The organism is Cricetibacter osteomyelitidis (assembly GCF_004340985.1).
Classification (GTDB): Bacteria; Pseudomonadota; Gammaproteobacteria; order Enterobacterales; family Pasteurellaceae; genus Cricetibacter; species Cricetibacter osteomyelitidis.
Genome location: NZ_SLYB01000005.1, coordinates 104,307 through 119,477 on the forward strand (window position 1 = coordinate 104,307; position 15,171 = coordinate 119,477).

Genomic DNA, 15,171 nt, shown 5'->3' on the forward strand with positions numbered 1-15,171 from the left:
TGTGTTATGACGGAACAAGAACAAAAAATTGAAATGGTGAATCTTGCTAAATCCTTATTTGATCGGGGTTACACCGTGGGGGGGGCGGGTAATTTATCCGTTCGCCTTGACGAAAACAGAGTGTTAGTGACACCAACGGGTTCATCATTAGGGCGTTTGCAGGCGGAACGTTTGTCCGTGTTGGATATGGACGGTAACGTGCTTTCAGGTGATAAACCATCGAAAGAATCGGTTTTCCATTTGGAAATGTATCGCAAAGATCCGAATTGCAAAGCCATTGTGCATTTACATAGCACTTATTTAACCGCACTTTCCTGTTTGGAGAATTTAAATGCAGAAAATGCAATGCAGGCATTCACACCTTACTATGTAATGCGGGTGGGTAAATTGCAGGTGATTCCTTATTATCGACCGGGTGACATTAATATTGCCCGAGAATTAGGGGAACGTGCGTTAACCGGCAAAGCCTTCTTGCTTGCCAACCACGGTGTGGTGGTAAAAGGAGCTGATTTAATTGATGCAGTAGATAACACAGAAGAATTGGAAGAAACCGCAAAATTATTCTTTATTTTGCAAAATCAGAAAATTCGTTATCTCACTGAAACTGAAGTAAAAGATTTAGAAAACAGAGGAAAATAATTATGCCTAAATTCGCTGCAAATTTAACCATGATGTTCAATGAAGTATCGTTTTTAGATCGTTTTGAAGCAGCTGCCAGAGCGGGTTTCAAATATGTGGAATATCTTTGGCCGTATGAGTTTCCAGCCGCTGAATTAAAAGCGAAACTCGAACAATACGGTTTAAAACAGGTGTTATTTAATACTGCCGCCGGTGATGTATCAAAAGGCGAATGGGGCGTATCCGCTATTCCGGGACGTGAGACGGATGCACATCGTGATATTGATACCGCACTGGAATATGCTATTGCTCTAGGTTGCCCGAATGTACATGTAATGGCGGCGGTTGTGCCGGAAGGGGCAGATCGTGAAGCCTATAAGCAAACCTTTATTCAAAATGTTCGCTATGCGGCAGACAAATTCAAACCGCATGGCATCAAAGTATTACTTGAAGCGCTCAGTCCGGAAGTGAAACCGAATTACTTATTAAAAAGTCAGTTGGATACCTTGGAAATCGTAGAAGCGGTTGAGCGTGATAACGTATTCGTACAACTGGATTACTTCCATGCTCAAAATGTGGACGGCAATCTTACTCGCTTAACGGACAAACTCAATGGCAAATTTGCACATATTCAGATTGCTTCCGTACCCGATCGCCATGAACCTGACGAAGGTGAAATCAACTACCAATATATTTTTGATAAGTTAGATGAAATCGGCTACGACGGCTATGTGGGCTGTGAGTATAAACCAAGAGCAAAAACCGAAGAAGGTTTGGATTGGTTTCAGGCTTATAAAAATTTATAAAAAGTGACCGCACTTTTATCCAGATAAGGAGACTGTTATGCAAATCATTATTACCGGTGGACAAGGTTTTTTAGGTCAGCGTTTGGCAAAAACATTGCTTGCTCAAAAAAACAATCTTGATGAGCTGATTTTAATTGATGTTATCAAACCAATCGCCCCAAACAATGATCCTAGAGTACGCTGTATTGAAATGGATTTACGCAATCCAACAGGATTAAAAGAGCTCATTACAGAGAAAACAACGGCAATTTATCATTTAGCGGCAATTGTAAGTAGCCATGCGGAGCAAGATCCTGATTTGGGTTATGAAATTAATTTCTTAGCAACTCGCAATCTATTAGAAGTATGTCGTGAAAATAATCCAAAAGTGCGGTTTATTTTTTCCAGTTCTTTGGCTGTATTTGGCGGAGAGTTACCACCAACAATTCTGGATGGTACTGCGGTTACACCGCAATCGACTTATGGTACACAAAAAGCGATGTGTGAATTATTAATTAATGATTACACCCGTAAAGGTTTTGTTGATGGTTTAGTCGTTCGTTTACCGACAATTTGTATCCGTCCGGGTAAACCGAACAAAGCCGCATCATCTTTTGTCAGTAGCATTATGCGTGAGCCACTACACGGTGAAAGTGCAATTTGTCCGGTATCGCAAGATCTATTGTTGTGGCTGTCCAGTCCAAATACGGTCATTAACAATTTTATTCATGCATTAAGTTTACCGTCACTGCCTTTACGCAGCTGGCATGTTATTAATTTACCGGGTTTTACCATCAGTGTGAAACAAATGCTATCCGATTTAGCGCAAGCAAAAGGAGATGCCGTCCTGGATCATATTAAATTTGAATTTGATGAAAATATTAACAATATTGTTGCCAGTTGGCCGGCTGCAATTAATTGCACGACAGCAGAAAACTTAGGGTTTATTGCAGATAAAAACTTTAAGGATGTAATTCAACAATTTATTAAATACGATATGTAGCAGGAGGCGTTATGTTCGGATTGCCAATTCCTATTATAGGACTATTAATTGCTGTTTTTGTTTTGGTTTATTTAGTGTTAAAAACCCGAGTACACGCTTTTATTGCAATGCTGATTGCTTCGGCTCTTGCCGGGCTGATTGGTGGAATGAGTGTGAATGATACTTTAGGTGCTATTACCAAAGGATTTGGCGGTACGTTAGGCGGTATAGGTATTGTAATCGGTCTGGGTGTAATGATGGGAAGCGTACTTGAAGTATCAGGTGCTGCGGAAAAAATGGCATATAGCTTTATTAAATTCTTAGGTAAGAAAAAAGAAGAATGGGCATTGGCAATAACCGGTTATATTGTGAGCATTCCTATCTTTGTGGATTCCGCGTTCGTTATTTTATACCCGGTCGCAAAAGCCTTGGCGAAAAATGGTAAACGTTCATTATTAACTCTCGGTGTTGCATTAGCCGGTGGTTTGGTTGTAACTCACCACACCGTTCCACCGACACCGGGACCGTTGGGGGTTGCCGGATTATTCGGTGTAGATTTAGGTGCGATGTTATTAGTCGGTATGGCATTAGCGGCATTTCCTGTTATCGGTATTGTATTGTATGCAAAATGGTTAGATAAAAAATATCCGACTTTTAACCAAGAGGTGTTTAGTCAGGAAGAACTAAAACAAAAATACGATGACTACATTGAAAGTCGTGAAAAGAAAAATTTACCTGGCTTGGCTTTATCATTACTACCTATTGTATTACCGATTGTATTGATTTTTATTAAAGCTATTTTTGATTTGGTAATTAAAGGGAGTCCGGATATTGCCAATTACAAACTTTATCACTTCTTTGCTTTTGTCGGGCATCCAATGATCGCATTGGCATTAAGTGTGTTAATTGCAGTTTATACCTTATTACCAAATGTTGACAAAACATCAACCGCACTTCACCTTGAAGAAGGTGTGAAAACGGCAGGTATCATCTTGTTAGTAACCGGTGCCGGTGGTGCATTAGGTGCGGTATTACGTGAAAGTGGCGCAGGTGCACAGTTAGCCGAGCAAGTTGCGAATCTACCAATTTCACCGATTTTAATTCCATTTATTGTTTCAACGCTCGTACGCTTTATTCAGGGTTCAGGTACGGTAGCAATGATTACCGCAGCCTCTATTTCAGCACCTATTCTTGCTCAAATTCCGGGTGTGAATATGTTACTTGCTGCACAAGCCGCGACAATGGGTTCATTATTCTTTGGTTATTTCAATGATAGCTTATTTTGGGTCGTAAACCGCATGATGGGTATCAATGATGTGAAAAAACAAATGATCGTCTGGTCTGTACCAACAACAATTGCATGGGCAATTGGTGGTAGCTTGGTTATTTTAGCCAACTTAGTGTTTGGTTCCGATGGTTCTGTTTTTGACTTAATTTTCCCATTAGGCGTACTTGCGGCAATTATGCTATATGTGAAAGCACAAAGTAAAAATCTAAATAAATAATCTGCCACATAGGCTATTTGGATTGATCTCAATAGCCTTTTTTCTAGGAGAATGACATCATGTTGAAAAAAATTTTGATATTGACTGTCTTACTGGCGACTTCATCAACTGCTTTTTCCAATACAGAAGATCAGCCTGTTCTTCCCCATCAAATAAAAGCAACATTGCTTGCTGAAATAACGCCTAAAGGGCAAAAAGTTAATGGGATTGCACTTGAGTATGAAGATAATATTCTTTCCGGTAGTGATTTAACCCAACTGTATCAAGTTAAAACCCAACTTGATAAACAAGAACCGGAATTTCGTTCCGTTTTGAAAGCCTATACAAATAATAAAGCAGAAATTACACATCAAGCCCAGCCCGGTAAATTTGTTATTATCGAACTCAATAGCAATGACAAAAATGCGAGCCTGTATTCAATTAAAAAAGCCAATGAGCAACCGACAAAATTTAGAACAAAAGATCAAAACGGCAAAATTGTTGAAGTGGAAAAAGTACAGGCTATCAGTATCCCACAATATTATAATGAACGATTGCTATATCAGATCAATCAAACAGGTTTCTTAAAACTTACCAATGGCAAAACACTAGATAAACATCAAATTTCGCAAAGTGCGGTTAAAAATCAAGTAAAAACACAATATTTAGATGATTTTAGTTCACATTCCGTTACGCTGAATTCTCCCGATAATAAACTTAATTATCAACTTTATATTCCATTACAAGAACAAAATAAGAAATATCCACTAACAATTTTCTTACACGGCTCAGGGCAGGTAGGAACAGACAACATTGCTCATTTGCTATCAAGTAAAGGTGCAATTTCAACGCTGCAATATGAACAGGGATTTGTCTTAGCACCGCAATATGCAACTGTTTTTGATCTTTTTGATGATGTGCAAAAAGGGCAAAAAGGCGGTATTCATTGGCAAACAGAGAATCGTCAACAATTGTTGTTAAAAATGATCGATGAAACTATTAAAACAAACCCAAATATTGATACACGTCGTATTTATATCGTCGGACTATCTCGTGGTGCTGAAGGTGGCTTAAATCTTTTATTAAATCGACCGCACTTTTTTGCCGGGGCGTTATTAATGAGCGGACGAGAGGCCGGAACTTTAGAATGGATTGATGGCAATGCAACAAAAGAAATATTATCGCTAGTTAAAGATGTACCTATGTGGTTTTTTCATAGCAAAGAAGATAAGGTTTCACCGGTGGTTGGTTCTCGCATCAATTATCAGTTATTAACAGAACTCAATGCCCCGAATGTGAAATATACCGAATTTACTTTTAATCAAGCCGGTGATAACGGAATTATTAATAATAATGCTCACAATACTTGGGATGCTGTATTTAATAGTCCTGAAGTTATGACATGGTTACTACAACAGAAGTTAAATTAAAGATTTTTCATCAACAATAAGGAGACTGATTATGTTTACTTTCTTATCACACCCATTAGATCCGAAAGATTTAGCCTGGCCCGGTGAACCAGTTGTGAAAGTAACAAGATGTACTGATGTTACTGAAGATTGCCCATTCAGCAGTTTTATTACTGAATTACCTAATCACTGTGGTACACATATGGATGCTCCAAGACATTTTGTCAAAGATGGATTGAGTATCAATGAATTATCTATTGATTATTTTTGTCATAAAGATGTCGCTTTATTAGATATTCCAAAAGGTGAAGCTGAAGGCATCACAAAAGACGATTTAGAACCTTATGCAGAGATTTTAGCAAAAGTTTCTTTCGCTTTTTTCAGAACCGGGTTTGAAAAATATCGCACTTCCGAACCGCTAATTTATCAAAATGAGGGGCCTTATATTGCCACTAGTGCAGGGCAGTACTTATCCGATACGTTCCCTAATTTAAAAGGGGTTGGCATTGATTTTCTGGCTCTTGGTTCACCATCAGACCGAGTGCCTGAAGCTGAAAATCCTAAGAATTGCCATCAATATATTTTAGGCTTCCATACCGGCAGATTTACCACAGTTATTGAAGATATGCATTTAGCAGAATTACCGAAAGATGCCAAAATTAAACAATTCTTTAATGCTCCATTGCGGATCACTGGATTGGACTCAAGCCAAGTGACTTGTATTGCGGAACTAGAATAGTAAAGCTAAGTGTTAGCTTGTTTGGGTTAACGCTTTTTTCCTTGTAAGGAGTGTGTTATGGATAATATTCATCTTTATCTTGGCGAGTTGGTGGGAACTGCTTTTTTTATGGTATTGGGGCTTGGTGTGTGTGCCAATATTTCTCTTAAAAAATCAGGAATGTATGGCAGTGGCGGCATATTAGCTGCATGCGGTTGGGGGCTTTCAATGGTATCCATCGCCGTGATATTCGGTCCAAGTACTGGTGCTCACGTTAATCCTGCAGTAACCATTGGTTTTTGGTTAGGTGGCGATTTTCCAGGACATTTAGTGGTTGGTTATATTGTAGCCCAATGCATCGGAGCATTTATTGGAGCATTAATTGTATGGCAACTTTTTAAAGATCATTTAGATGCCGAGGAAAATCCTAATAGTCAATTAGGATCATTTGCAACAATTGCGTCAAATTCAAATAATTATCGAAATTTACTATCTGAAGTCGTTGCAACATTTTCTTTGATGTTTATTCTACTTAGTTTAGGACATCAAGGTCCGGTAAATGGTGTAGCAATGTTTTTTGTATTTGCCGGTGTTGCCGGCGGCGTCATGTCGTTTGGCGGTTTAACCGGATATGCTATCAATCCTGCGAGAGATTTAATGCCAAGATTGGTACATTTTCTTATACCGATAAAAAATAAAGGCAGTTCTAATTTTGCTTACGCCTGGGTTCCTATTATAGGACCGATATTAGGAGCGATACTTGCCGCCGCACTATATCGTAGTCTATTTACTTCATTAATCCCAGGGTTATAATTTCAAAGCCGTCTTTCAACGACGGCTTTCCTTTGTATCTCTACATTACTAATAAAAATAAAAGGAGAAAACTGTTTGAAATTTCTCCTTTTTCAGCGTTAAGTTTGTCCTTCATGCCGTTTTCGTCTATTGTACCGTTAATTCTTTTTTGGGATATATCGGTTCGCCCTTATAGTAATTCTATGTTCTTCAAATATATAATTATTTTTTGTGCTTTGGGCGTTCCCAAAACCAATAGGCTAAATACGCAAGTGCGGCCATGAGAGCGGCAAAAATCGCAAGACTGATATTGATATCGGACATAGCTGTTCTCCTTTAAGGAATATATTTGTTGCGAATGATTTTACTAAGCATTAGAGCATAGTAAATCACTAAAATCAATAAAACCATACTGGTTAGTTTGTGAACAACGCCGGTTTCCCCGTAAATAATTACGGGTACGGCAAGTAATGCAACCTTGGCAATGTCATCTAAAATTTTTGCCCAAGATTCAGCAGTTTCTTTTTTAATGGGTGGCGAGAATAATTTAAGCATTAGCATAATTTCTTTTTCAGTTAAATAGGATCACACAATAACGGCAATATAAGTAAAAAGAGTAGAAGCTCGTGATTTTTTCTTTCACATTTGGAAGCAAGATCACAAAACGTATTATTTTTAGCGGAAAAACAGAAACAAAAAGTGCAGTTAATTTTTCAAGGAACAAATAATCTATTTATCTAGCACTTTAAAGCCATTCTTCTAGTGGCTTTTTTGTTATCCCTAAACTTGCTAAAATATCACAAACTCAAATTTCATCATCTAAGGAAAACCATGCAAGATCTCCGCCCTTTCCATACATTTGCCGTGCCGGCTCAGGCAAAACGAATTATTGAAATTTATTCAATTGATCAATTAATTGTTGTTTGGGCTGAGAACCAACAAACTAACGAACCAGTGTTGTTTCTCGGGCAAGGCAGTAATGTATTGTTTTTAGAGGATTTTCAAGGCACTGTTTTAATCAATAAATTAAAAGGGATCAATCAAACTGATGATGAAAATTTCCACTATCTGCACGTCAACGGTGGTGAAAATTGGCACGAATTAGTGCAATGGACGTTAAAACATCAAATTTACGGTTTGGAAAATCTGGCGTTAATCCCTGGCTGTGCGGGAACTGCACCGGTGCAAAATATCGGGGCTTACGGCGTAGAATTTAAAGATGTGTGTGATTATGTGGATGTGTTGAATTTAAACACGGGCGAACAATTTCGCTTGGCAACTAAACAATGTAAGTTCGGCTACCGTGAAAGTGTGTTTAAACATCAATATAATACGGGATATTTTATTACGGCGGTAGGATTAAAATTAGCCAAAAACTGGCAGCCGACATTGGCTTACGGTTCTTTGTCGAAATTCGACAAAAGTGCGGTCACTTCTCAAGAAATTTTTAATGAAGTGTGTGCCATGCGACAAGCAAAATTGCCGGACTATAAACAGTGGGGCAATGCAGGCAGCTTCTTTAAAAACCCGACTGTTTCAAAAGCATTAGCGGGTTCTTTGTTACAACAATATCCGACAATGCCGCATTTTCCGCAAGCCGACGGCTCGGTAAAACTAGCTGCAGGTTGGTTGATCGACCAATGCGGCTTGAAGGGATATCAAATCGGTGGTGCGGCGGTGCATGAAAATCAGGCATTAGTGCTGATTAATAAAGACAATGCCACAGGGCAAGATGTGGTTGCCTTGGCTCGCCACGTTCGCAAAGCTGTAGGTGAGCAGTTCAATGTGTGGCTACAGCCGGAAGTGCGGTTTATTGCAGCAACAGGTGAAATTGATTCAACAAAAGCAATCAGTTAAGGAAATACTATGAATTTCAAAACAATTTTAGGCACATTACCTGCTATCGACCATTTAATCGGTTTAGATGTGTTAGACGGTGAACAAGTGATTCACCATATCCCTGCCGTTGCCGGAAAACTGGGTTCATTACGGGTTTATAATGCGTTGGCATTAGAATTTAACGGAAAATTAGACCGCACTTGTGCGGAAAAAGGCTTGGTATTATTTGCTGAACACACCATTGATGCTAAAGAAAATCCGGGCAAGCATCCGAATATTGATTTATTGCTTCGAGTCATTGATGAAAATCTCAGCTACCGATTACAGCCGTTGGCATAATTTCAGTCGGGCGGAGTTCATTTTCGCCCTATTTATTTCTTTTAAATGAACCTAAATGTTCATTTCTTCTGCAAAAATCACTACTATATCACATAATTCCTTTGGCAAATCCGCTATTATCCCCACTATGAACAATCTGACCCAAAACGAACGACAACTTTTTATTTTGAAGCTGTTAGCCGATAGCAATAATGTACTTTATACGGAGCATTTGGCACGTAAATTTAATGTCACGGCGAAAACCTTGCGTGCAGATATTCGACGGTTGGATCAACTCGGCTTAATTACGCGTGTACGTGGCGGCATTCAAGCTAAAGTGGGGCTGAATTTAGATTTTCAGGAAATCCAAACTTTGTTGTTGCGAGAACTAGACAGCACAGTGGTGCAGATTTATGGCGAACATATCAAGAAAAATCTGCTGCACAAAAACAAAGTGCTGATTTTCGGTGCGTTTAATATTGATATTTCGGTAAAAATTAATGATTTTCCGAAATTAGGTGAAACCATATTAAGCCAAAGCAGCCAATATATGATTGGCGGTAAAGGCATTAATCAGGCGTTGGCAATGGCGGCGAACGACACGCCGGTGACGTATGTCGGCAAAATCGGGCGTGATCAGTTTTATGATTATGCGAAAAAATATTTAAACAGTAACCATTTGATTAAAGACATTATTTTTGAATCGATCGAATCGCCCACCGGTTTGGCGATTGTGTTAGTGCGGGAAGACGGTGAAAAAGAAATCATCGTTAATCAAGGGGCGAATACGCAAATCAAAGCGGAAGAAATTTACCGTATTGAAGAGGAAATTAAAGGGGCTGAATGGATTTCCCTGCAAATGGAAAATAATTTGGAAGCGGTGTTCACGGTGATCCGAATTGCACAACAATATCAATGCAAAATCGTGCTGGATCCTACACCCTTTGTACCGGAAATTTTAGATATTTTGACCGAACTTTATTTGCTGACACCCAATCGGCAAGAGGCTGAACAATTAACGGGCATTTCCATTAATGACGACACCACCGCTAAACAAGCGATTGCTATGTTGCATAAAATGGGTGTGCCGAATGTTGTGCTGACCTTGGGAGCACAAGGTGCTATCGCATCCGTACAAGGGAAAATGCGAAAATTTAACGCTTATAAAGCGGTAGTGAATGATAAATCCGGTGTGGGCGACGCATTTAACGGCGCATTACTCACCCGTTTAGCGGCAGGCGATGATTTATTCACCGCCACCGACTACGCCGGTGCCTATGCCGCACTTTGCGTAGAACGATTTGGTGCTGCCAATATGCCAAAGGGGCGATTGACGGAATTGAAATTCAATCAACATTAACTTTTAACGAGGGAGCAACATGAAGAAGACAACAGTATTAAATGCACAACTGTCTTATGCCGTTGCAAATTTAGGGCATACGGATAGCTTAACAATTTGTGATGCCGGATTACCTATACCTGATGATATTGAACGTATTGATTTAGCTTTAACACAAGGTGTACCGACATTTCTACAAACACTTGAGACAGTTCTAACGGAATTATTTGTAGAGCACGTTTTATTGGCGGAAGAAATCAAACAAAAAAATCCTGAAATTCACACCGCACTTTTGGCCGTTATAAAGCAAACTGAAAAGCAACAAGGTAATGAAATTCTCATAGAATATGTTTGCCATGATATTTTTAAACAGCATACCTTATCCAGTAAAGCGATTGTTCGCAGCGGAGAATGCTCGCCCTATGCCAATGTGATTTTATATTCCGGCGTACCGTTCTAATTATCTGTTAAAAGTGGAGAAAAATTGTGTCGCATGAAACTTTGCTTAAAATCAGTAGCGTTGATAAATCTTTTCCCGGAGTTAAAGCATTAACCAATGCTTGCCTGTCAGTTTATGCGGGACGGGCAATGGCGCTGATGGGGGAAAATGGTGCCGGTAAATCGACTTTAATGAAAGTATTGACCGGTATTTATACTAAAGATGCCGGGACAATTGAGTATCTAGGTCATGAGGTGGCGTTTAAAGGTCCTAAAGACTCTCAAGAAGCAGGCATTTGCATTATACATCAAGAGCTTAATTTAGTCGGTAATTTGACAATTGCGGAAAATATTTTCTTAGGGAGAGAATTTACGACATCTTGGGGGGCTGTGGATTGGAACAAGATGTATTGTGAAGCGGATAAGTTACTGAAAAAATTAGGTGTATCTCATAGTAGCCATCAGTTATGTTCCGAACTTTCAATCGGTGAACAGCAAATGGTTGAAATCGCAAAAGCACTGAGCTTTGAATCGAAAGTTATTATTATGGATGAACCTACCGATGCTTTGACTGATACGGAAACTGAAGCCTTATTCAAGGTTATTCGTGAATTAAAAACGGAAAATCGGGGAATTGTTTACATTTCTCATCGAATTAAGGAAATTTTTGAGATTTGTGATGATGTGACGGTATTACGAGATGGTCAGTTTATTGGTGAAAATCAAGTAAATGAATTAACCGAAGATCGTCTAATCGAAATGATGGTGGGGCGCCGTTTAGAAGAGCAATATCCTCACTTAGAACAACCGCTAGGGGATGTTCGATTGGAAGTGAAACAATTGTCCGGCAGTGGTGTGCAAGATATTAATTTCAAGGTACACAGTGGAGAAATTTTAGGTATCTCAGGATTAATGGGAGCTGGTCGGACCGAATTAATGAAGGTGTTGTACGGTGCATTGCCTAAAACACAAGGTCATATTTATTTAAATAATCAAGAGATTAATAATAAATGCCCGCAAGACGGTTTAGATAACGGTATCGTTTATATTTCCGAAGATCGTAAAGGTGACGGTCTAATTTTAGGTATGTCCGTTAAAGAAAATATGTCATTAACTGCCTTGGAGCATTTTACCCATAAGGGACATATTGATCAAAAAGCAGAAAGCATGGTTGTTGATGACTTTATTGTATTATTTAACATTAAAACGCCAAGTCGGGAACAGCAAATCGGTTTACTTTCCGGTGGTAATCAACAGAAAGTGGCGATTGCAAAAGGTTTGATGACCCGCCCCAATGTTTTAATTTTAGATGAACCGACAAGAGGCGTTGATGTCGGTGCCAAAAAAGAGATTTATCAACTAATTAATCAGTTTAAGCAAGAAGGGCTAAGTATCATTATGGTATCTTCCGATATGCCGGAAGTATTAGGTATGAGTGATCGCATTCTGGTGATGCGAGATGGCACAATTAATGCTGAATTTACACGTAATGAAGCAACTCAAGAAAAATTATTAGCTGCCGCAATTGGTAAACAAGAGGAAAGTTTATGACTAAGTCAACACATCAATTTAACTTGAAAAAATGGTTAATTGATCAACGTTCCATTATCGCACTGTTGATTTTAATCGCGATAGTGTCAATCATTAATCCTGATTTTTTTAGCATGGATAATATACTCAATATATTACGTCAAACCTCGGTAAATGCGATTATCGCAGTGGGTATGACCTTTGTAATTCTTATTGCCGGTATTGACTTATCCGTAGGTTCTGTCCTTGCATTAACCGGAGCTGTTGCAGCCAGCATGGTCAGTGCTGAAATTTCAGTGTTTGTTGTCATTCCTGCAATTTTATTATTCGGTACGTTACTAGGTAGTATAAGCGGTATTATTGTCGCAAAGGGAAAAGTACAGGCATTTATTGCGACATTAGTAACGATGACCTTACTACGAGGTGTCACAATGGTGTATACGGATGGTCGTCCGATTAGTACCGGATTTTCAGATTCGGCTGATGTCTTTGCCTATTTAGGAACGGGCTATCTATTCGGTATTCCGGTACCGATTTGGTTGATGACAATCGTCTTTGGTGTAGCATGGTATATCTTAAAACACACTCGTATCGGACGTTATATTTATGCTTTAGGTGGTAATGAAGCTGCAACGCAGTTATCCGGTATTAATGTTAATAAAGTAAAAGTATTTGTATTTGCAGCTAGTGGATTTTTATCCGCATTGGCAGGGTTAATTGTCACTTCTCGCCTATCTTCTGCACAACCGACAGCAGGTGTATCTTATGAATTAGATGCGATTGCAGCAGTTGTTGTCGGTGGAACCAGTTTAATGGGTGGGAAAGGTCGAGTAATGGGAACCTTAATTGGTGCATTAATTATCGGTTTCTTAAACAATGCATTAAATTTATTGGATATATCATCTTACTATCAAATGATAGCAAAAGCGTTGGTTATCTTAATTGCAGTGTTAGCCGACAATTACTTAGGCAGTAAAAAAGCGTAACTTCAAGGAGAATTTATTTATGAAAAAATTTACCACTATCGCATCCGCTCTTATGTTGAGTTTTACCGTAGCAAGTGTTGCACAAGCTCAAGAAACATTGGCTCTTTCAGTATCAACATTGGATAACCCGTTTTTTGTCAGTTTAAAGGATGGTGCTCAGAAAAAGGCGGATGAACTAGGTTATAAGTTAGTTGTGTTAGATGCACAAAACGATCCTGCTAAAGAACTTTCTAACGTTGAAGATCTTATTGTACGCGGTGCAAAAGTATTATTAATAAATCCGACAGATTCTGAAGCTGTTAGTAATGCCGTTGCCATTGCCAACAGCAACAACATTCCGGTCATTACCCTTGACCGGGGTGCAGCCAAAGGCAATGTAGTAAGTCATATTGCATCTGATAATGTTGCCGGAGGTAAAGCCGCCGGAGATTTTATTGCGGAAAAATTAGGAAATAACGCAAAAGTTATTCAATTAGAAGGCATTGCCGGTACTTCCGCAGCTCGTGAGCGAGGCGAAGGATTCAAACAAGCGGTTGAAGCACATAAGTTTGACGTATTAGCCAGCCAGCCGGCCGATTTTGATCGTACGAAAGGCTTAAATGTTATGGAAAACTTATTGGCAGCCAAAGGTAATGTGCAAGCGGTTTTTGCCCAAAATGATGAAATGGCTTTAGGTGCATTGCGTGCTATTCAAGCCAGTAACAAATCAATTTTAGTTGTTGGATTTGATGGTACAGATGACGGCATTAAAGCGGTAAAATCCGGCAAATTATCTGCGACTGTGGCACAACAGCCGGCATTAATTGGTGAATTAGGTATTATTACCGCAGATAAAATATTAAAAGGTGAAACGGTAGAAAGCAAAATTCCGGTTGATCTAAAAGTCATTACACAATAACGCAAAAGTGCGGTAAAAATCACCGCACTTTCCAACAGATTTGATAGTAAGGCGATATTATGAGCAAAAAACTAACCGTTCTCGGCAGTATCAATGCTGATCATGTGATTTCCGTTCCTTATTTTGCCAAACCGGGCGAAACCTTGACGGGCTCGAATTATCACATTGCCTATGGCGGTAAAGGAGCGAATCAGGCAGTAGCCGCAGCACGTTTGGGCGGGAATGTGTCTTTTATCGCCTGTATCGGCGATGACGATATCGGTCGGGCAATGAAAAAAGCCTTTGAGCAGGATGGTATTCATACGGATTCCGTGATTCAAATTGCTGATGAAATGTCTGGTATTGCGATGATTCAAGTGGCGGCAAATGGTGAAAACAGTATTATTATTTCCGCTGGTGCCAATGCTCATCTTAATGAACCGCTGGTGGAGCAATATTGCGATCTAATCAGTCAATCCGATTGCTTGTTAATGCAGTTGGAAACACCGTTGGATGCCGTGATTAAAGCGGCAAAAATTGCCAAATCGGCAAAGACTAAAGTGATATTAAATCCCGCTCCGGCACATGCTTTGCCGGATGAGTTACTCTCACAATTGGATATGATTACACCGAATGAAACGGAAGCGAAAATTCTGACCGGTGTGGACGTGACAGATCAAAAAAGTGCGGTGAAAGCGGCGGAAATTTTTCATCAAAAGGGTATTGAAACCGTGTTGATTACCTTGGGGGCAAAAGGCGTGTTTTATAGCCAAAACGGCAAAGGTGAGTTAATCGACGGATTTCGTGTGAAAGCCAAAGATACCACAGCAGCAGGGGATACGTTTAACGGTGCATTGGCTGTGGCATTGCTGGAAGGACAACCAATTAATGAAGCGATTCGTTTTGCACAAGCGGCGGCGGCAATCAGTGTTACCCGTGAAGGAGCACAATCTTCTATTCCGACTAAGGCGGAAACCTTAGCATTTCTTAATGCATAATAATTGATGCACATAAAAATAGCCGCTGATGAAGCGGCTCAGACTACTGACAAACCCA

The 15,171-nt window shown here is 39.5% G+C and carries 16 protein-coding genes; 15 read left to right on the forward strand and 1 reads right to left on the reverse strand.

What is annotated here, in order from left to right; genetic code table 11:
• The first annotated feature begins 6 nt into the window (after nt 1-6).
• The 7 genes from otnC to EDC44_RS03890 are packed head-to-tail and all read left to right on the forward strand — an operon-like array spanning nt 7 to nt 6,809.
• Nucleotides 7-639 carry a 3-oxo-tetronate 4-phosphate decarboxylase gene (otnC, locus tag EDC44_RS03860; RefSeq protein ID WP_131975585.1) on the forward strand — a complete coding sequence of 211 codons (633 nt, stop codon included), beginning with the start codon at nt 7-9 and terminating at the stop codon, nt 637-639.
• A 2-nt stretch (nt 640-641) separates the two neighbouring features.
• On the forward strand, nt 642-1,424 hold the full coding sequence (otnI, locus tag EDC44_RS03865; RefSeq protein WP_131975587.1) for a 2-oxo-tetronate isomerase: 783 nt from the start codon (nt 642-644) through the stop codon (nt 1,422-1,424).
• A gap of 37 nt (nt 1,425-1,461) precedes the next feature.
• The gene (gene denD / locus EDC44_RS03870) at nt 1,462-2,406 is read left to right on the forward strand and encodes a D-erythronate dehydrogenase (RefSeq protein ID WP_131975589.1); all 945 of its coding nucleotides are present in this window, start codon (nt 1,462-1,464) and stop codon (nt 2,404-2,406) included.
• Between the two features lie 11 nt (nt 2,407-2,417).
• The gene (locus tag EDC44_RS03875; RefSeq protein ID WP_131975591.1) at nt 2,418-3,890 is read left to right on the forward strand and encodes a GntT/GntP/DsdX family permease; all 1,473 of its coding nucleotides are present in this window, start codon (nt 2,418-2,420) and stop codon (nt 3,888-3,890) included.
• 59 nt (nt 3,891-3,949) lie between these two features.
• Complete coding sequence (locus tag EDC44_RS03880; protein WP_131975593.1) at nt 3,950-5,299, forward strand: alpha/beta hydrolase-fold protein; 1,350 nt, start codon at nt 3,950-3,952, stop codon at nt 5,297-5,299.
• Nucleotides 5,300-5,330: 31 nt separating this feature from the next.
• Nucleotides 5,331-6,017, forward strand: a complete 687-nt coding sequence (locus EDC44_RS03885; protein ID WP_131975595.1) for a cyclase family protein — start codon at nt 5,331-5,333, stop codon at nt 6,015-6,017.
• 57 nt (nt 6,018-6,074) lie between these two features.
• Complete coding sequence (locus tag EDC44_RS03890) at nt 6,075-6,809, forward strand: MIP/aquaporin family protein (RefSeq protein WP_131975597.1); 735 nt, start codon at nt 6,075-6,077, stop codon at nt 6,807-6,809.
• Nucleotides 6,810-7,124: 315 nt separating this feature from the next.
• On the opposite strand, the gene EDC44_RS03895 is transcribed toward EDC44_RS03890, so the two are convergent.
• Entirely contained in the window at nt 7,125-7,343 is a 219-nt protein-coding gene (locus EDC44_RS03895; RefSeq protein ID WP_131975599.1) for a hypothetical protein, read from the reverse strand.
• A gap of 276 nt (nt 7,344-7,619) precedes the next feature.
• Between EDC44_RS03895 and murB the strand changes: the two genes are divergently transcribed.
• From murB to rbsK, 8 genes are read left to right on the forward strand one after another with little or no spacing between them, the layout of a single operon-like run.
• On the forward strand, nt 7,620-8,645 hold the full coding sequence (gene murB, locus EDC44_RS03900) for a UDP-N-acetylmuramate dehydrogenase (protein ID WP_131975601.1): 1,026 nt from the start codon (nt 7,620-7,622) through the stop codon (nt 8,643-8,645).
• A gap of 9 nt (nt 8,646-8,654) precedes the next feature.
• Nucleotides 8,655-8,966: a DUF2322 family protein gene (locus EDC44_RS03905; protein ID WP_131975603.1), complete on the forward strand. Its 312-nt coding sequence runs from the start codon at nt 8,655-8,657 to the stop codon at nt 8,964-8,966.
• A gap of 55 nt (nt 8,967-9,021) precedes the next feature.
• On the forward strand, nt 9,022-10,305 hold the full coding sequence (locus EDC44_RS03910; protein ID WP_131975605.1) for a PfkB family carbohydrate kinase: 1,284 nt from the start codon (nt 9,022-9,024) through the stop codon (nt 10,303-10,305).
• Nucleotides 10,306-10,324: 19 nt separating this feature from the next.
• Nucleotides 10,325-10,744, forward strand: coding sequence for a D-ribose pyranase (rbsD, locus tag EDC44_RS03915; RefSeq protein ID WP_131975607.1), 420 nt, complete (start codon nt 10,325-10,327; stop codon nt 10,742-10,744).
• Nucleotides 10,745-10,770: 26 nt separating this feature from the next.
• Nucleotides 10,771-12,273, forward strand: coding sequence for a ribose ABC transporter ATP-binding protein RbsA (rbsA, locus tag EDC44_RS03920; protein ID WP_131975609.1), 1,503 nt, complete (start codon nt 10,771-10,773; stop codon nt 12,271-12,273).
• Complete coding sequence (gene rbsC / locus EDC44_RS03925; RefSeq protein WP_131975611.1) at nt 12,270-13,238, forward strand: ribose ABC transporter permease; 969 nt, start codon at nt 12,270-12,272, stop codon at nt 13,236-13,238. Before rbsA ends, rbsC begins: the two co-directional genes overlap by 4 nt.
• Before the next feature lie 19 nt (nt 13,239-13,257).
• Nucleotides 13,258-14,136 (forward strand): ribose ABC transporter substrate-binding protein RbsB, encoded by an 879-nt coding sequence (rbsB, locus tag EDC44_RS03930; protein ID WP_131975613.1) that lies wholly within the window; start codon nt 13,258-13,260, stop codon nt 14,134-14,136.
• A 59-nt stretch (nt 14,137-14,195) separates the two neighbouring features.
• Entirely contained in the window at nt 14,196-15,113 is a 918-nt protein-coding gene (gene rbsK, locus EDC44_RS03935; protein WP_131975615.1) for a ribokinase, read from the forward strand.
• The last annotated feature ends 58 nt before the right edge of the window (nt 15,114-15,171 follow it).